The organism is Photorhabdus machadonis (genome assembly GCF_052657765.1).
Genome location: NZ_CP199761.1, coordinates 2634377 through 2653019, shown reverse-complemented (window position 1 = coordinate 2653019; position 18643 = coordinate 2634377). Strand labels below are relative to the sequence as shown.

The window sequence follows — 18643 nt, the reverse complement described above, 5'->3', positions numbered from 1 at the left end:
TACTTACCTTATTATTTTGTCCCCATCAGGCGTCGATTATGTGATTCAATCGTCTCAATAAATCTTGAGGTTGCACTATAAGTGCTACCTATATAATCAGCACTGATTATTCCAGCATGGGGGATATTCTCAACAGCATCAGCCAAAACGGTATTATTTCTAGATAGATAACTTTTTACCCCTAAAGTCAATTGTCCACGTCCAATAGAAGCCACTGGGATGTTCGTCTGAATAACATTAAGTTGATCTTCAAGCGCAGGATTTGCATGAAACTCACTCAGGAACTCGGCTGTAGCCTTTGCATTCGCTTGATTAGCCCACTTTGTGTGAACCTGTTCTTTGTAGACCCAATATGGCCCAGTTCCGTCATAACCATGCACCATAATCCCGATGTTTTTTCCTTTGCTCAATAAATCAACCGTTGCTTTGCCTAAACTCGGTGCATCATTACGGGTAATAAGATTATCATGGTGATCTTTGAGCACATGTTTCAAAAATACATCTGAAGCTGGAGTTCCAGAAGCAGTGCCCTTTTTCTTGCCCTCTCCTTTAAATACAAATTTGATGAGATAAAAATTATTGATATCTTCTGCTGCATGACCCAACAATTTCTTAACATCGCCAATGGCATCTCCGGCCGCAATACTAGGGCCATGGAAAAAGCTAAATGAACCATTTTTGTTCTGCGCTACGCGAATATCGAAATATCTCGCCCCCACTTCTGCTTGCTCTTTCAAACTCCTATTTTGGGTTTTAAATGCAAAAGGCAATGCCGACCCTAAACTACTAGCCGTTCCATTTCTTTTTCTACTGTAATCATAGGTACCTGCATCATGGCTACCCAACATCGCTATCTGAGATAGCTGGGTGTCAGCAGGTAATTCATTATGATTTACGGAAGTATTCCCATTCGGATTAATTCCTTCCATGATATAACCAACTCCCTTGTTTTTTGGAGCTGCATTTAGTTCTAATGCTAATGAATCGCTTTCACGATTAGTCGTATCCTTTGACTGTAATGGGGATATTCTTTGCTTTGATTTTCCTTTATATTTACGTCTCATATTATCACCTACCTATTAGTAAGAAATATATCTTGGGTAAACAACATACACTTAGAGTGTGTCTCTAATATAATAATTTCACCCCTCATCATAATTCTATATATTTTAATTTAGTTCAGAAACACTTTCATCAATTTCTTTAAATACTCCCCCAGTTCCTCATTAATTACTTTATCTTTAAAATTATCATTCAAAAATAATTCATTTCCTTGGGAAATCATTATATAGATTTATAACATCACCTATCAGATTTATGGGATTTGATTTATGGTCTTTATATCTAATATATCCTTAAGATTAGATAAATTGGTGAGATAATTTATCTCCAGATGGTTATCTATTTCTATTTTTTCAGCCTTATACTACACTTTCTTTCTCTTTTGTGAATACTGTCTTCGCACATTAACACTCAACGATGAAATATCCAGATGACACAACTTCAGACAGACTATAACAACCGTTTTTTAAGTGAATTGATAACCTTAATAGGATTACCTTTCTTACCTGATGAAACGATAGCATCCTCCGATAATACCTTGACATTCATCTTTCCTTTATCATCCCTGGCCAGCAGCGCATAGCTGTAGCCAACCCTGCCAAGATATTGTTCTTTAGGCTTAATTTCGTCATAATTAAAAACGCCGACATTTTCTGCCGCATTATCAATGACAACTCCCGGTTTTCCCATATAAGTAATAACACTCTGATCATAATTTGCAAAAATATTTACCAAATCGTTATTCTGTTCGCCAACCGTCATCGGTTCACTGTCCGGCGAAAGAGCTTTATGACTCTGGTCGGTAGTGACAACTCCCTGCCGGCCTGTTTTCCATTCATTATCACCCGGTCTCTGCCCCGTATGATAGGCAAAAAAATAACCATCCTTTACGGCATACACCATAGTACAACCGCTCAATGCGCCAGACGTGACAATAACCGGATACCCAGGCTGAATATCCTTCAAAGCAATTCTTATCCCCACGGTTCCCGATGCACCATTCACCACATTAATACCGGTAATCTTGGGGTCCAGCGTATTTTTCCCCCAATGTACTCCTATCGCTCCCGAGCCAGACTCTGATGATGTAACCTGGTCACCACGGAATCCCATAACAACATCATGAAAAGGGTTCTCCTGATGGGAGTCGCTATTTCCCAAAGGCATCGCCTGTGCAAGCTTCTGATTATTGTCATGACGATGTGCCATTACAGGAATATTGATTGGCGCGTTCCCTCTACCTACCAATAACCCCTTATTCTTCAGCGGGGAAACATGCCCTTTGTTAAGCTTCTTATCCGTGAGAGATTGTTTCACTCCTTTAACTGGCGTGGCTTCATGGCCTTTCTTCATTTGCTGGAGATTCAGAGGCTCATTGAGAGGATCAGAAAAGTCTGATAATGGCGATATTCGGGCTGGATTTTTAGAACGTCGCCCAAACATTGTTTGAGGATTAGCATTCTTGAACATTGATGAGCCCTCTATAATAGTTGAGTTTATTATATTTAAAATTTACCTGATATTATCATCCAGATAATCTAATGTAGCTAATATAAATATTTAAACAATGCACCTGAATGTTGGAAAAATAACGAACACTCTCCATATTTATTATTAAATTATTAATATCACACCCTCTTAAGTTCAATTAATTCATCAAAATTTCCTTTAGCAATAAAGATACCTATACCATTTATATTAACTACGGCATCCTGACTATTTTTCCATGTTAAAATAATATTTTTTATTCTAGATGAATAATCCGAACAAGTAACGCCAGAAACTTTAAGAATAACGTTTTCATTTTCCTGACTTTCATTATCCTCTACAGTAAATTCAGTTTTCAGATTCACTTTAGCAAGAGCAAAACGTACATCTTCTGTGCCACCTAAATCAACACATAATTTTTCCGATAGAGCCTGGTTTATTTGTGCGCTAATCAAATTTGGTTTTTGAACCACAGAATGAGAAATTTCCCTAACCGGTTCTACCGTATTTATAATATCTTGAAGTTTTACAGGTGCTGTAACTGAATACAATAAAGACAGACGTGGACGGTTACCAAGAGCCTGCCAAAAGTTACCCAAGCTATTTAAATTTTCCTGCGGTGGGATCACTCTGGTATATGCGCCGGGAACTTTAGACAATTGACGGTTATTAATCAATGCGTTTAAAACACAAGTCATGATTTTTGCAGCCTGATTATCAGGCTGACTATCTGGACTACAACCATCACTTGATGGTTTACTCGAATGCCAGTAGGTAATTAAATAATTATAATTAATATTTACCCATCCCGGTAATAATGAATTATTAGCAGGGCTATAACGCCTTGGTTCAGCAGAACGTAACTGTAAATCTTCATGTATATCATAAAGAAATACACTTATTGTCGGCTTTGATGGAATTAAACCCATTTCGGGCAGATCAAAACGAATATCAACATTAGTTAAATACTGAAATAGAATATCTTTTAATGCAGTATTAACTTCCACAATAGCATTATCAGGATCAATGATATTTTCCATATCGACTCCAAAATTAAAAAATATTTAAAAAACCAATCGCCCAACTTTATTCAATTCAAGTATAACTGCTCGATCTATATATTTACTTTCAATTTTTTCATTATTATCATTTACTGCCAATATTGATGATAATAAAGCAATATTCCTAATATTAGCGCCAGTTATATCGGCACGTTTAGCCAAACGTTCAAAATTAATCTCATCCGATAATCTCAATTGTTCAGGCCAAATTACCTGCCACATTCTTTTACGTAGCTCTTCATCGGGATAAGTAAAATGGGTAATAAAGCTAAAACGGCGATTAAATGCGCTATCCAAATGACTACGATTATTGGTGGCTAAAATAACCAATCCCGGATAATCCTCCAGCCGTTGTAACAGATAAGAAACCTCAATATTAGCATGTCTGTCCTGGGCATCTTTAGTTTCACTACGTTTGCCAAACAATGCATCAGCTTCATCGAAAAACAGTACCCCGGAATCAGCTTCGGCCAGATCGAAAATGCGGGAAATATTTTTTTCAGTTTCACCGATATATTTATTCACCACCGTAGAAAGATCGACCTTAATCAGATCAACCCCCAAATGCCCGGCAATAATCTCTGCGGCCATCGTTTTACCCGTCCCTGATTCACCATAAAATAAAGCACTAATACCTGTACCATAACTTATTTTTTCCTGAAAACCGGCAGCTAATACTTGATCACGATAATTAATAGCAGAAATAATTTCTTTCAATTGTTGAATTAATTCATCAGAAACCACTAAATCATTAAAACTACGTTTTGGGGTTATCCGCTGCGCTAATTTACCTAAATTCTGTTGAGCACGGAAACTTAATGCCTGACGCAGATCGATCTCTTCCAATTGGCCTTCCGGTTGTCGGAGTATTTGGTATTGATAAGCTTCTTCAAGGATTAGTGGCAATGTTTCTGCTGTAAATGAAAAACGCTGACATAATTGCGTAATATTAATTTTACCTGAGGAATGACTTAATAAGCTGTTTTCTAGCATGGTTTTTTTCTCTATCAGTGTTGTTATGGGCATATCGATTTGCACCATAGGCAAATGTTTCATCCACACTAATGAGTCTCGCGGCTCCATCAAATATACTACGCGTAATTTTGGCTGATTCAGTAAATCAGATAACTTGCTATTCAATATTTTCTTTTCCTCTGCAAATAAAGAAAAGTTGCGAATTAATAAACAAGCATCGTGTAACCGGACTTCCCGTATTGCATCTGTTAGTAAATTAGATATTGCAGTTAGGTTGTCTTCGTCTGGCAGGCAGGCTAAATCAAAGGTTAAAGTACTGATACCATGAAACGCCATAATGTTACTCACGGCGAATTCTCTGGCACTCCCCTCTTTTCCTCTTAATATCACCAGCGGACGTACTTCATTCGTTTCATTCAATAATATCGTTTCAAGTGAATGATAGAGGGCTTGTGGATAACCAATCTGTGAGGCAGGAGTATTCCAGTAAGCACAAGCTATTAGCGGCGGTAAAACAATCCGTTGCCCTAATAGGAAATGCCAAATAGCGCTATGAGTTAAAAACTGCGTTTGTAACCAAATAGGTTCCTCATCGTTATTGAGCCGTAATAAGTGATTACGAATTAACGGTGTTTGCGGTAAAAAGCTGTTTTGCAGTAATTTCCGATCACTTTGACGTTCACTAAATAATTCAATTGCTAAAGCAAAACTGGGCCACTGTTTTTTACTGTTACCATGCAAAGCTGCAAATAATGCATGATAACGGTTGTCGAAATGGGGTAATAGACCTAATAATAAGGCATCACGCTCAAATTCAGTGAGTTCAAAGCGTTCAATCAATAAGGATAATATATCAAAGGATGGGTTTTCTTCGATTTCAGGTAGGTTAACAATATCATCCTCTTTAATTATCCAATGGGGCATACTTAATGGTGTTACCAGACGTTGTTTTATTTCATCTTCGGTAAGTAAAAAACTCTCGGGTAAGGAATCGTATTTGTCTCTGTTTTGATAATAGTAATGCTGCAACCGCAGATCAATACGCTCCAGATGGGGATAAATCCAGCATAACTCAGCCACCCTATAGTGGCTATTTTTAAGTAAAGAGTTCATATAAACCTTTTAAATTTTTTGCCAGTCAATCTGTAAAGAGCGATTTAACCAGGGGAATTTTGCAATATTTAATGGCCACGGCCAGTTGGTTAATAGTAAATCAAACGGTTGATGCTGTACTTTAATTTTTATTTCCTGATCATCTATCAACAATTCACCCGGTCGTTGTAAAAACAACTGACGAGCATCATTACGGCTTAATTTTTTCCACGTGGGAAGTTGACTGATAATAGCATCCAGCCATTGTTCTATTATTAACTTTTTTTCTGGTTCAACAGGCGCTAATTCAATAACTTCTTCGGCCATTAATCCACACAGAACGTTATTCAGGATCTTTCGTTCTGTTTGTGCTTCTTCGTTCCCCCAACTCAGGTAATCAAGGAGACCCACAGCATTGAATTGAGCTTGACGATGGATAAATTTCTGCGCTTCGAGCAAACCAAGCCGATTAAATAACGCAGGTAACATCGGCCATAGAACCAATATTCCAGCATTACTGACCTGGCACGGAAAAGTTTGTTCAGTTAATAAAACCCGGTCAACGTGTGATTTATTGATAATTCGTGGTTGGTTACAGCGATTACCTGTAATGCTCAGGTTATCCAATGTCGATAATGCTTGTCGATCTTCGGTAATTAACTTTTTATCTGCATTATTTAAAATAAAGCGTTGCGAAAGATCTTGGTATTCTTCAATAGAAAGATATTTTTGACATATCTGTGAAACAGGATCTAATTGCCATAATGATGTTAACCAAGCCGTACCTATTCTGTTATATAACGCTGGATGTTGAAATAGTTGGAGAATATTTTGAGCTTTGACCTGTCCTTTTTTAATCGCTGTAGCTATTAATGAACATTGATGCTGATTTAATGGCGGTAAATTTTTCTGAGGTTCTGTCTCTAGTGCCTGTAATAATGCAGTTAATAGCGGATCAACTGAGGTTATTTTCTGTAGAACTGGTTCTCTAACACTCTGGTTTTCACAACCAAAGCGATTAACTAAATTTTCATATTCCCGAACAGAGAGGTGTTTTTTACACAGTTGTGAGATCAATTCTATTTGCCAAAATGGTTTCAACCATTCATTTAATAATGAATTCTTAGTTGCTATATTCTGGCGAAATAATGTAATAATGGACACAACATCAAGCATGCTGCTCTCAAGTTCAGCCGTAATATATGATATCACTTTTACATCTGGTTTAGGTATTTCCTGCGTATCATGCCTCTGTATATATCCCAATGCATTCAATACTAGTTGCCAAGAGTAAACCTTCTCTCCTTGATATTGGAATATATCTATATCCTCTGATAACTTACGATTAATAGCGGTTAATAAAGCAGGTTGATTGATAGATAAAAGCCGCTGCAAGCCGTGCTCAGATAAACAGCTTTTTGCTAAAAATAGTACGAAATTACTCTCTACTTTCATTAATTGATTAATTAATTTCTTGGCATCTGTATTATTACTCTCTATAACTCCCATTATATTTAATTGAAAATCTTTGCGATATAAATAATGAATAAAATCCTCAATGCTAACCAAATAATTATCATGCAGCAAAGAAGGTTTTTCGATATTCTTTTGCAAAGTTAACTCTTTAGTGAGGGTTTTATCCTTATTATTATTTTCCTGATATTTGCTCAAAACTCTATTTAGAGCAGCATTAAGCCGAACCGGAAATACCGAATTGAAATCATGAAAACCGATTTCACCAAGATTTAGGGATAATGTTTCTAAATATATATTCCGATTAATAGTATATTCATTAAAGTATAAATCGAATAAATTATATATGTTAACTTGATTCAGTAGGGAGCCATGAAATATTTTTTTAGCTTCCTGTTGATTATTAGCCTCAATAGTAATGATAATCCGATTCAACAGATTTGACTCTGAAGTCATATTAATATGTCCTTTGTAATTATAGAATAATAGATGATTCAAATTCGTCTGTATTGAATGGAACTAAAGTTTCATAATAAAAGCAAGAATATAATAAGGTGGAACTACATCAACACCATGAGTATGTGGAGAGGACGATGCTGTTGCCTTATGATCATGTCCTTGTCCATCACCCACTTCTGAAGTATATGGATGATGATCACTTCCATGTGGGTTTGGGTTCCATAAGGAAGAGGAGCCGGTATTATTTATTTGGTATTTTGTTGATCCAATATCCGTATAATTATATGCAAATCCCAGAATTTCAATATAGGGAAGGCCCCCGATATGCTTATGTTTTGGTATTTGTAATTCTGTTAATGCCGTGTTTTGCACAGTAACATTTACCGAAACTGTAGTTGATATTGTATTTCTGTAAAAGTTTTTTCCATTGCCATTATCACTGACTTTATTACTGCTTTTCCCTGTCTCAGAAATAGTTTCACCACACATTACAAAACGGCTTCTTAAATCTGGAACTGTAACTCCATTATAAGTTCCTCCATCACACAACGCCCATCCTGTAGGAACACTACTACCAGAAAACATCACAATCATTCCTCTAGGGAGTACTTTGTCAGGATCAATATTGACACCATTACCATCAACCTTAATACCATTACCCGCTTTAACTTTTACACCATTTTTACTCAGACTCAAACCACTGACACCGCTCCAAGCATTACTTCTATCTCCTCCCTCCAATTTTAAATAAAGACCCGTATTATCAGTTACCACAATACCTCCGCCATCCCAACACTTAACAGCTATGCCATCTGAGTTAACGGAAATACTGCCATTATCTTTGGCCTTAACTTCCACGCCTTTTTCACCAACCGAAATACCATTACCTGCTTTGACTGAAACACCATTGCCATCAACATTAATACCCTTGGCAGCCTTAACAACCACATTATCTGTATTCACAACAATACCATTGCCTTGACCAACACATATCCCATTGGTCTCATTAATCAGACCACTACCAAGGTCTACAGATAAAATATCATCTTCTAACATTAATGGAGAAAAGCCTTTATTGGCGATAGTGCCTATTTTTAAATTAAGCGTACCATTATCATCCAGTTTCAACCCTTTTCCTGGTCCATTCTGTTGCGGTGCTTTCCCGGTTGCTTTACGACCAATATCAGCAATATCAATTAAATGTTCATAATCAGTTTGCAATGGAATACTGCCTGCTTTAAAGCGTTTTTTTAAATCATCTGCTAAAGGACCTTCTGTTTTGTTATTGGTATTTTCTGGATTAAGCTCTGGATTGGTTAGATTGTTCTTCTTTTCCATTTTCATCACCTTGCATATATTAGTTTATTCTATTATCAATACCCTCAAACTATTGTTTCACAACGGTACGACAATAATTAAGGATAATGAATTTAACATTAAAATAAATATCTATTATTGTAATAAAACATTAATTAAGTTTATATTTAAGACAAGTTAATTTTTATTTTTATTATTCCCAGATTGAAACTCAGAATTCTCAGGCAATATATTACCTCCATTCTCATTATTAATAAACATACTTCCTTGAATCTTAGGTACATATAGCAACTGGTTACCCTCTATTACCTCAGAATGCCATTCTTTTTCAGATTCACCCATCACCTCAACTCTCTGTTGTTCAGTGGCAATTTGCATATTCCCTGTACCAGTTAATGCAGGTGGCAGACGTCCCAGCGTTAACATTTCTAAAATATGGTATGCTTCATCTCCTAAAGGCGCGCCATTATTTTGCCAACGCTTATAGGTGCTAGCAAAATTTCTGAAATGTTCTGGAGATAACCAGTGAATAATCATGGAAACATGAGCAGGAAATTCAGCTAAAATCTCGGTTTTTACCCACGACTCCAGTTTGTGAGGATCAACATTTTTATTCTCAATTAACTGACGATTAATCACTACGCTGACGACAAATGAAAAACGATCGGTATGAGCATATTCTGCACTGGAGAAATACCAGCGATAACGCCATGCATTTTCCTTTTGAGGGAAAGCCACTTCGGTGTCTTTATTTCGTGTAATTAATATTTTACCCTTAATCCGATCGAATTTTTTTACCAAAGCTTTAAGCATATAATCAGATGGGGAATTCGTGTTAGCTGATATTTTTTTGGCGGGTTCATAGGAAGTAATTTTATATTTTAACGTGATTTCGTCACCTTCTTTGATCATAGCCGGAAAAGGGCTTTGAGGACTGGAAGTGATCCAGCATTCATCTTCATCACCATTTTGATCTGCCTCATCAGCATAAACCAGTTGATAATCCATATCCTCCAACCACACCGGGCTATCACACCAACGTAGATTACCATCCTTAAACGCCTGCTGCACTTCATTCAACCGGTGCTCCAAAATAACACTGTTACGGGTGTCAAGATAAAATGATTTTTCTGTAATCTCAGTGATCACTTGGCTCCGCAATGTGAATTTGTTTTCACCTTTAATAATCAAGTCAATTACCTGACCCTGCAATAACCGCCCTGCCGCACTTTGCTGAAAGATAATTAAGTGATGGCTTTTAGAATCAGGATGACTTTTAATTGCCAGTCCATCAGGTGTTTGTTCACTGTCAAATACCACATCAGGTTTAACAGGTAAAAGCCGACGGTGCTCAATAAAGTAAAAAGGAAGATCAGCCAGATTCGGGGTTTCATTGAAACATTTTTTCCCCAAACCCAACCGGGCCGCAATCCGTTTTTGCAGCGCTGATACTTTATCAATCCGAATATTATTACGCTGATAGGCCAGCTCTGGCTGTTGAGCCAAATAATCGCGCTGGGTGGACAGAAAATCCTGTCGGCTCAGTATAAGTGGCCTGGCTGCTCGATGAGCACCAAAATAGCCTAACAGATATTCAAGGATAGCCAGCTCTTTTGCATAGTTTCTCTCCTGAATAACACCTTTATGAAAAATATATGAATCATTATGAATCTTTTCTGTCAAATCAGATTCTATATTTTGATGAACTTTATGACTGACTGTATTCGCCTTAAAAGGCCATTGTGCACCATATACCGTATTTCCCCGTTGTTTAAAAGCCAATAGTTTTGGCAATAAAGCAAGTTCGGCGCAGCTGTTAGCTAACATTTGTTCAAAAGGCAGTATAAATTGGTGTAACTGCACTTGTTGTAGGGTATGTTTATGCGTTTGCAATCCATAGCAGGCAGGTAACTTATTACTCACCGGATAGTAATCTAGGGCTTTACGATACTTGCCCCAATTCAATAATTCTGGATGTGTCGTAAATAGTGGCTCCGCAATAACCTTTTTCTCTATATCTTGTTTAGATACGGTAATATTAACGCCACCTTTAGCGGTAATGGTGAGTGGGCTGCCTGATGAGGTAATCAATTCTAAGGGGTCACAACTCCATAGTCTGGGATAATATCCTTTGACAATTTCCCAAGACCAATTATCACCCGATAGCGGAGAAATAATGTTTACATCATACTTATCCTGATCTAATTCCAGCCGGGTAACACCTTGAACACCTTTAATAGCCAATAATCGGTTAACCAACGGGCTTAAATTTAATACCATAGAAGCGTTGTAGTCTCTAATCGGCGGTAATGTCGGTATCCAGCCATGGTGTAAATAAGGACCATCAAAGATTTCTTCATTACTGTAACCCATTTCTTTCATCGCTTGCGTGGTATAACGCAACGGCTTTTCTAGTATAGTTTGTTCCACCATCATATAAATTTGTGCAAATATGTCAGCAATATCTTTAACGTCATTATCAAGCTGAATATCAATCTTCAATGGTAAATCAACGGGTTTTAACCAGATAATCTTACTAACCCATTCTCCCAAATTACGATTATCTTTCAGAAATGCTTTCAATCTATCCTCAGCCAGGGTTTTATTATTCTCACTTCCCCGACTCGGGAGTAAATAAAGCCAATAATTTCCTCTTAATGTTAACGGTTCACTCTCTGATTTTGGCATTTGAAAACTGTATTTTCGTTCCTTTTTGCTATACCAGTATGTGTAGCGTTGATCTTCTGGTTCACCTATCAGTAGTACATCATTAAATAAAAAGTAACCGTTAACCGTATCGTCACTATGTAAATCCAACAATGCCCGACGATAATCCTCAGCAGTAATTGGGCCACAAGTCAGCATTTGTTGCGGGCCAAACTCCTCTGGAAAAATACCATCACCGGGTGTCTGTTCCGCTTTACTGGGCGTCAGCAGATCCTTGAGTGGTAATGAGTGGCGGTAAGCCAAATCTGATGCACCATAACAACAAGCTTCTAATAAGGTGACTCCGGGATCACTTTCACCCATATCACTCCAGCAGTTACCGGATTGTTGTTCAATAACCGCCTTTGCCTGATTAAGTAAGGAATCAAAGGCAATATCATCTTTAACGATGGGAAATAAAGCATCCTGATTACTCATGTGCTAACTCCTTATCGAACTCTTCTTTTGACCAGATTAAAATTAATACTTCATTATCATCAGCCCAAATACTTTCACCTATTGCGCCTGCTGGCTTTCCATGTTTTTCCAAGGTTAAGTCCGTGACCCGTTCAACCAGAGAGAATTGCTGGATCGTGGCTAACAACTGGTAGTAATCAATACAGTTACCGGTTGTTACACCGATAGCCGGATTTTCTCCCCACGGCATATAGTTTCGGCTCAATTCCTGTTGTAGCTGATAATGGCCGTAGTCGGGATTCACACCTGAGACAAACACCAGTTGATAACTGATCAGGACGCTAACGTAGGTAGGATTATTAATTTCAATAGTTGCCCAAGGGCTGCTTAATCGACTTAACCATTCAACCATCTCTGCCCGCCGGGCCGGGTTCAGTTCTGGACGTAGCGCATTATTATTATCTTTGTAACGGTTGTCGGGGATCACAATTAATTGTTGCTTTCCCGGTGCCGGAATGGTGGTTAATTTACCGCCAGAATGGTGTCTGACATCAAATAGGCTGACATAACGATCTTTTAGTAAAGTGACCATGTTCCCCCAACTCAGTACCCGGTTACGGTGGGAGAGCCGAACAGGAATTCGTTTTAGGAAGGCTTGCTCAGTTTCCCGGGGGCGGCCGTTCCAAGAAGACCAAGGTTGATTGACATTGCTAATTGCAACAATGGTATTTACCGGTTGTTTAATGCTGCCAGCGGTCAATCCATTAATAAAATGATCCTGCTCAACAGTTTCTGTGTTGGTCAAAATTGCCGTGGTAGCGTTATACAACAGGTCCTTAATTCTAGGGTAATCCAGAGGAGCGGTATTATCAGTTATCTCTGCTTTTAGCCAGTACCGCCCCACCGGCATCAAGGCTGCCTGATTTGACGCATCCTGCGGCAATAAAGCGCGCCAGATCCCCCGGTCAAACAAGTTACGAGTTTGATCGTCAACTAATTTATCCAACGTAATCCAAGTATTGCTGTTGTTGAGATAAGACCAGGATAAAGCGAGTGTTTTAATGCCTTCTAACTGCCAATAGAGAGATAAAGTTTGCCCCGGTAGTACCCCCGTAAAGCCTAAATAGAATGCTTCATGGGTGAGTACTGGCGCTGCTGCCGCTGCCGCGCCCCAACCAAAAGGCATCAGAGGATAAACAGTAAATTGCTCAGCTTTAGCACTGAATTGAACCTGCAACGCACTAATTTGTGGCGTATAGGGTAAATTCTTCCCGGTAGGATCTTGCCAATATTGGGTGTGCATAAAATCTTGCTCGGCCAGTTCTATGCGTATTGATGCAGGCCAGTCATTGGGCTTTGGGCTATCTGCAAGAAGGTACTTCATTGCCGGTAAGGTAAATTTCAGGCTTTGTCCTTGTGGTTCTTTATCTCCACTGAATAATGATTGAGATTCAGCCTTAGTTTCAGGCTCTTTTAGTATGGTTCTTTCCTGAGGAGTGACCAAATAACTTTGTACTTTAAACGCGCGATTATCGGATTCAGAGCTATAACCTTTATACCATTCTTTAAAACTCTTGGTAGGTAAGCCAACCCATTGAGGGATAATCGTTAGGGTCGCATTTTCGGAACCATACCATTCCGGGGCAACCAAATTAAAACCGGAGCCTAACGATGGCAATTGACCAAAGGGAAAGCTGGCTGTATTCGTTTGTTCAATACCACCATCAGAGGCATAGTACACATTACGGTTGCCGTTAATGCTGATCTCAATCTCTTTAATCTTGGGCAGCATAGGATCTTGAGACGTACCCAATTTAAGTACCGGTGCATCAAATGTCATTCCATCAAGATTGTCAGGAGGAGTAATAGGATCACCTTCAGCTGATAAGCAAAGCATCAGATAATCGGTATCTTTTTCTTTTTTTATAGACAGAGAAAGCCAGTGGTCTCCCGAGCTAATCTTAGCGGTGACATGATCAGCATTATCGGCCCACTTGTCTGCCAGTGTCACTTTAATACTTCGTTCTCCTGCCAACATGGCAAATAGAGGCGAAGTAATCAGATAACCGGAAAGAACCGACACCCCCTTAAACTTTGGGTTAAAAAGCCGAATACCGTTTTCAGGGAATACAATGTTATCTGCAAGATTTAATGGTATTGCCGATTTCCAGCCATTCCCCTCTTTCCGACACCAACGTAAGTCGGTCAGTTCCCCTTGATTTGCCAACACATTCGACTCGGACACATACTGTAACGGATTGCCCGCACTATCATGTCCGGCATCAAAGCGGGTTCCTTTAGGAACAAGATATTCAATACGATCCGAACTCAGGGTAATACCTATCGCCACCTGATCCGCTTGGGAATCTCTCGGTTTCAAGCCCAATAATTCCCGATAATAAAGATCCCGATGCCGCGCCGGAAAGGTATTAAATAATGTTTTAGTCGTTTCTAATAGTTTTAAAAAAGCCAGTAAAAAAGCCTGATGAGCGGGTAAAAGACCATTTGCTTTATTTGCATTCTGGTAAATATTCGCTAATTCCTGAGGGCTATTTTTCTGAAAGAAATAGAAACTACTCCAGAACTGTTTTTTCTCTTGATCGAAAGGGATTTTTTCAGCGTACTCTTTAAGCCAGTTTAAAATATCCAGTGTACTTCTTTCATCAAGTTTAAAATCAGTATCCGATACGATAGCGGCAAGTTTATTCGTTAATCTGGTCTGTCCCATATTTATACCACCTGTTATTTAAATATAACCTTAATATGTTGTCAGGAGATTGTTGTTATTTAAAAATAAGATTGGCGAAGTTATCGACCCGGCACTGACAGTATATTGACTGGCAATAAAACGGCCTTTTCCCATACTGGGTACCGTTACATCCGGTCCGGTTGACGGATTATTTGCCGGTTGTGACGGGGTAAAACGGGCGATAAACTGCTGCCCAACAACAATCATCGTGACAGGGCTACGGCAAAAGTTTACCTGCTGGCTGGTATCCAATTGGGCAATGGTGACCATGCCCATGCCGGGTATCGGGTGGCTGGGGGTAATGTACTGTGCTTGAAACTGTACCTTTTTTTCATCCCCCACAATCACGATTTTTTTTCCCTGGATTTGCACGTGCCCACTGCCCCTGATGGCCGCCAGCCCCAAAATGGTGACCTGCCGGTTGCCGAACAACGGTTCGAATAGCAGGATGTCGCCATCAACAACCAGTTGTTTACTCATAAGATCACCTGTATCGGCCCTTCACCAATCTCAAGAATACCTTCAATTTGCAGGCTGATTTCACTGCCCCTTAGGGAATAAGTCACCTGAACATGTAAGGTATTAAGCAAATCTGTTCCCTGATTCACCTGTATTTCAGTCACTTCTGCACGGGGTTCATAACGTAATACGCGTTCTTCAATACGCGTTTGAATCCGTGCCATTAATTCGTCACTGATATTTTCAAACATATAATCATTTAAGCCGCAACCGTAATCTTCACGCATAATCCGTTCGCCAGGTTCAGTTAAAAAAAGAATTTTCATATTCTGGCGGACATGTTCTGCTCCTTCCGCCATTATTACGCCAGATTGTGTTTCAGGATGCGCATTATCTTTAATAGAAAATTGAGGCGGGAATGCCCAACCCCGACCATAAATATCAGCTAATATTTTATCTGCCATCTCACTATCCTATTATTGTATTAAATTAATTTTTGCCCCTTTAATATCGACCCCAGATTTTCCAACGGCTGACAGGGATTTATCGGCCTGGAGATTAATTTCCTGTGCATGAGTGATGAGATTTTTAGCAGAACTGATGGTGATATCTTTATCCTGTTGTAAAGATAATGCGTTTTTTCCACTATTAAATACGAGTGTCTTATCTTTATTATCAAATATGAGTGCTTGTTGATTCTCTCCTTGCTTAATCACTAATGTTTTCACCAAGTTTTTTTCACTCGGTTCCAACGGCGATTTATTTTTAGGATTGTGCATAGATCCTAATATCACCGGAAAACGGGGATCACATTCAAAAAAACCGATAATCACTTCATCCCCCGGTTCCGGGTAGAAGCAAAATCCACTTTCATGGCTGGCATAAGGTTTACTTAAGCGGGCAAAAAGAGTGCCGTTGGTTAAGTTTAAAGCCGGTATTTTGACCGGAATACGGCCCAGCGATTGGCTGTCTTGGTGGTATTTTTCTACGATCCCGATATGCAGCTCTTTAACCTGAGGCACAACGTGTTCTACGTCTGATTGCATACCTAAAGTTAACCGGGTACGCCAACCTTGCCGCTGAGTGATAGTCTGCTTTACACCGGTAATAATCGCCTGACCATCCATCCCCTGACCAAAGCCCGTTAACGCCAAAACATCACCCGGCTTATAGCGATCATCACCTTCAACCTCAAAATTACCGGATATATTATGGCTTCGTCGGTTGCCTATGATGCCTTGAGCAAACTGTTTGGTTTGTTCATTATCCAATGGGTAGCTTAAAATCCATTGCCACTCTTGGCCGGTAAGCGGTTTCAGCGTGTCCGCCGCAAGCTGATCGCGGCCAAACCCGCTGTGCTTTGCCTGAATCGCCTGAGACAGCTTTTGTTGGGTAATATCCCAGGACTGTACACTTACTGCTTTGGGGCTACGCTGATTATCCCATTGCAGATTAGCTTCAAACAGCACTACGTCCTGATGGTTGCTGCGCTGATGGAGGGTATGTACAGTTGATTGATTAAGCGATTCCGGCGTTACCAACGTAATGGCATCGTGGCCGGGAAGTAGCCAAGTATTGGTAGCACTAAGCCGACTTTTCAGAAAAGTCCAGTCGTTACAGCGAAACTGCACCATTTGTTCATGCACTGTCTTAAGCTGAGGCACTTGTTTTATCGCAACAGGCACACCCGCCTGACTGAATAGCTGCTTGATAATCGCTTCATCGCTCTGTTTACTGAATAGTTGCGAGTGGAAACTATGCGTTAATTTTTGCAGTGGATGTTTTGCCGTTAAAATCATCAAACTGTCCTGACCTTTAAGCCCCAAGGTCTGCCGAACAATGATCCCTTTAAACAACACATTTTTTTGGATCTGCACAATAAGCTCATGATTCGGACGACAACTTGCCAGTTCAGCCTGCGCCTTGGCATCAAAAATATGGCTGGTATCACCGATGATACCTAGAGTGATGTTAGCCGAAGGAATGCCATTGATAGGATAATTTACTGACAAACTGATGACAGTAAACTGATTGAGTATCTTGCCACCTATCTTAATCACTATTGCAGGTATCTTCATACCTCCCTCCGAGCTTGTAGCGTTTGTCCCGGCGTAAAATCATCAAGATTATCCAGATCGTTTTGCCAGGCGAGGGAGAGATAGTCAATACCGCCGACCAGAGAAGCGCCAGCGCCCAGTGCAATCAATGGCAGGGAGAGCATATCGGCTACGTTAACCGCGGTAACCGGCGGTGATCTTAACTGTTGCTCGGTTGTCTGAATAACAAAGCTCTCATCTGCCACCAGAGATAAGGTGGCAGTTGCCCGCAGCGGGGTAGCATCCCGGTCAAACAAGGTGTAATGAATGCTGAGACCGTCGGCCCGGCAGGCAAAATAGCCTTTGTTTTCCCAGCGCATTTTGCCCCATTTGATTTTAAGAAAGTGGGGAACTTTAGTACCGGCATCAATGGCACAGAGCGTTTTCAGGATCGCCAGTTGGGTTTCTATCGGCGTAGTGTTGCCGGGCATAGATGCATCAAACAACAGATCTAATGACAAACCGGCAGGTTGAGATGATACATAGTGGTTGCTTTGGTGGGTATTGGTAATACCTTCACCCTTTTTATAACTGGCTTGATAATCCAGTTGGATAGCATCAGGGTTATACATCACCTGTAAACTGCCCACCAAGATTTTACCTTCCCTATCTTTAAAAGCCGTCAGCGTGAGTTTGGACAAACTACGTTCAATTAAGCTCATAATGACCTCCTGTTTCCCGTAATGCCTCTAACACCTCCTGCTTTATCCTCTCAATCAGACGAGCGTCGTCCAACGCTTCCTGCACTAATGTTCGCGGAGATGGCAAATCACTCGCAGAATCGGTAACTTTAGCCTGAATAATCAGTTCCTTAATTTCTACAGTCATGCTTTCACTCCTAACCAGAGCATATCTTGATAACGTAACTCCAGAGAATTCACCAAAACAGCATTGCTATTGGCATCAAAGTTACCGGTAGACCAACGAACCGGTAACGCATTACTGATTGTCCAACTCGCCACGGGTAAAAAATTTTCATTCAGCAACATAATGACCACATCGGCATAAATCGCCTTTTCCCCGCGCAAGACATGATCAAATATCAGGGTGAGCGGTGTCACTGTCATCACACCGCGTTCCAACACCAAACTACCGTGTTGGATCTTATCGGCCAGCCAGACATTTCTGGCATTTTCTCCGCCTTGATTGTGTTGAGTCGTTTGCAATTCACGGCTAAGGCCCGATATCTGCTGAAAGGCAATATCAAATGGACTGGGAATATTGTTAAAAAGAAAACTGGCGATAAAACGGTGTGATACTGACGGAGTGTAGAGGTTATGCATATTTTG

General features: G+C 39.8%; 14 protein-coding genes. All 14 read right to left on the bottom strand.

Annotated elements, in window-relative coordinates:
* Positions 1–11: 11 nt before the first annotated feature.
* Positions 12–1064 (bottom strand): hypothetical protein, encoded by a 1053-nt coding sequence (locus tag ACUN2T_RS12625; protein WP_445497756.1) that lies wholly within the window; start codon positions 1062–1064, stop codon positions 12–14.
* A gap of 448 nt (positions 1065–1512) precedes the next feature.
* Entirely contained in the window at positions 1513–2532 is a 1020-nt protein-coding gene (locus tag ACUN2T_RS12620; RefSeq protein ID WP_445497755.1) for a cytotoxic necrotizing factor Rho-activating domain-containing protein, read from the bottom strand.
* A gap of 158 nt (positions 2533–2690) precedes the next feature.
* Positions 2691–3590 (bottom strand): DUF4255 domain-containing protein, encoded by a 900-nt coding sequence (locus ACUN2T_RS12615; protein WP_445497754.1) that lies wholly within the window; start codon positions 3588–3590, stop codon positions 2691–2693.
* 24 nt (positions 3591–3614) lie between these two features.
* Complete coding sequence (locus tag ACUN2T_RS12610) at positions 3615–5699, bottom strand: ATP-binding protein (protein WP_445497753.1); 2085 nt, start codon at positions 5697–5699, stop codon at positions 3615–3617.
* Between the two features lie 9 nt (positions 5700–5708).
* The gene (locus ACUN2T_RS12605) at positions 5709–7607 is read right to left on the bottom strand and encodes a contractile injection system tape measure protein (RefSeq protein ID WP_445497752.1); all 1899 of its coding nucleotides are present in this window, start codon (positions 7605–7607) and stop codon (positions 5709–5711) included.
* A gap of 63 nt (positions 7608–7670) precedes the next feature.
* Complete coding sequence (locus ACUN2T_RS12600) at positions 7671–8948, bottom strand: tail fiber protein (protein WP_445497751.1); 1278 nt, start codon at positions 8946–8948, stop codon at positions 7671–7673.
* A 156-nt stretch (positions 8949–9104) separates the two neighbouring features.
* A complete protein-coding gene (locus ACUN2T_RS12595) occupies positions 9105–12071 on the bottom strand; it encodes a hypothetical protein (RefSeq protein WP_445497750.1) in 2967 nt (988 codons plus the stop codon).
* Positions 12064–14778: a hypothetical protein gene (locus tag ACUN2T_RS12590; RefSeq protein WP_445497749.1), complete on the bottom strand. Its 2715-nt coding sequence runs from the start codon at positions 14776–14778 to the stop codon at positions 12064–12066. Before ACUN2T_RS12590 ends, ACUN2T_RS12595 begins: the two co-directional genes overlap by 8 nt.
* 30 nt (positions 14779–14808) lie before the next feature.
* Positions 14809–15279, bottom strand: coding sequence for a hypothetical protein (locus ACUN2T_RS12585; protein ID WP_445497748.1), 471 nt, complete (start codon positions 15277–15279; stop codon positions 14809–14811).
* Positions 15276–15722 (bottom strand): GPW/gp25 family protein, encoded by a 447-nt coding sequence (locus ACUN2T_RS12580; RefSeq protein ID WP_445497747.1) that lies wholly within the window; start codon positions 15720–15722, stop codon positions 15276–15278. Before ACUN2T_RS12580 ends, ACUN2T_RS12585 begins: the two co-directional genes overlap by 4 nt.
* Before the next feature lie 12 nt (positions 15723–15734).
* Entirely contained in the window at positions 15735–17336 is a 1602-nt protein-coding gene (locus ACUN2T_RS12575; protein WP_445497746.1) for a phage baseplate assembly protein V, read from the bottom strand.
* The gene (locus ACUN2T_RS12570) at positions 17333–18016 is read right to left on the bottom strand and encodes a CIS tube protein (protein WP_445497745.1); all 684 of its coding nucleotides are present in this window, start codon (positions 18014–18016) and stop codon (positions 17333–17335) included. The genes ACUN2T_RS12575 and ACUN2T_RS12570 overlap by 4 nt, the downstream gene beginning before the upstream one ends.
* Positions 18003–18182, bottom strand: a complete 180-nt coding sequence (locus ACUN2T_RS12565; protein ID WP_445497744.1) for a DUF5908 family protein — start codon at positions 18180–18182, stop codon at positions 18003–18005. The genes ACUN2T_RS12570 and ACUN2T_RS12565 overlap by 14 nt, the downstream gene beginning before the upstream one ends.
* Positions 18179–18637 (bottom strand): phage tail protein, encoded by a 459-nt coding sequence (locus tag ACUN2T_RS12560; protein ID WP_023046406.1) that lies wholly within the window; start codon positions 18635–18637, stop codon positions 18179–18181. Before ACUN2T_RS12560 ends, ACUN2T_RS12565 begins: the two co-directional genes overlap by 4 nt.
* Positions 18638–18643 lie beyond the last annotated feature (6 nt).

What these genes read in the sequence shown, in the direction of transcription:
- ACUN2T_RS12580 (WP_445497747.1), bottom strand. Translation starts at nt 15,722, where the DNA reads ATGGCAGATAAAATATTAGCTGATATTTATGGTCGGGGTTGGGCATTC.
- ACUN2T_RS12570 (WP_445497745.1), bottom strand. Translation starts at nt 18,016, where the DNA reads ATGAGCTTAATTGAACGTAGTTTGTCCAAACTCACGCTGACGGCTTTT.
- ACUN2T_RS12600 (WP_445497751.1), bottom strand. Translation starts at nt 8,948, where the DNA reads ATGGAAAAGAAGAACAATCTAACCAATCCAGAGCTTAATCCAGAAAAT.
- ACUN2T_RS12590 (WP_445497749.1), bottom strand. Translation starts at nt 14,778, where the DNA reads ATGGGACAGACCAGATTAACGAATAAACTTGCCGCTATCGTATCGGAT.
- ACUN2T_RS12585 (WP_445497748.1), bottom strand. Translation starts at nt 15,279, where the DNA reads ATGAGTAAACAACTGGTTGTTGATGGCGACATCCTGCTATTCGAACCG.
- ACUN2T_RS12595 (WP_445497750.1), bottom strand. Translation starts at nt 12,071, where the DNA reads ATGAGTAATCAGGATGCTTTATTTCCCATCGTTAAAGATGATATTGCC.
- ACUN2T_RS12560 (WP_023046406.1), bottom strand. Translation starts at nt 18,637, where the DNA reads ATGCATAACCTCTACACTCCGTCAGTATCACACCGTTTTATCGCCAGT.
- ACUN2T_RS12575 (WP_445497746.1), bottom strand. Translation starts at nt 17,336, where the DNA reads ATGAAGATACCTGCAATAGTGATTAAGATAGGTGGCAAGATACTCAAT.
- ACUN2T_RS12620 (WP_445497755.1), bottom strand. Translation starts at nt 2,532, where the DNA reads ATGTTCAAGAATGCTAATCCTCAAACAATGTTTGGGCGACGTTCTAAA.
- ACUN2T_RS12625 (WP_445497756.1), bottom strand. Translation starts at nt 1,064, where the DNA reads ATGAGACGTAAATATAAAGGAAAATCAAAGCAAAGAATATCCCCATTA.
- ACUN2T_RS12605 (WP_445497752.1), bottom strand. Translation starts at nt 7,607, where the DNA reads ATGACTTCAGAGTCAAATCTGTTGAATCGGATTATCATTACTATTGAG.
- ACUN2T_RS12615 (WP_445497754.1), bottom strand. Translation starts at nt 3,590, where the DNA reads ATGGAAAATATCATTGATCCTGATAATGCTATTGTGGAAGTTAATACT.
- ACUN2T_RS12610 (WP_445497753.1), bottom strand. Translation starts at nt 5,699, where the DNA reads ATGAACTCTTTACTTAAAAATAGCCACTATAGGGTGGCTGAGTTATGC.
- ACUN2T_RS12565 (WP_445497744.1), bottom strand. Translation starts at nt 18,182, where the DNA reads ATGACTGTAGAAATTAAGGAACTGATTATTCAGGCTAAAGTTACCGAT.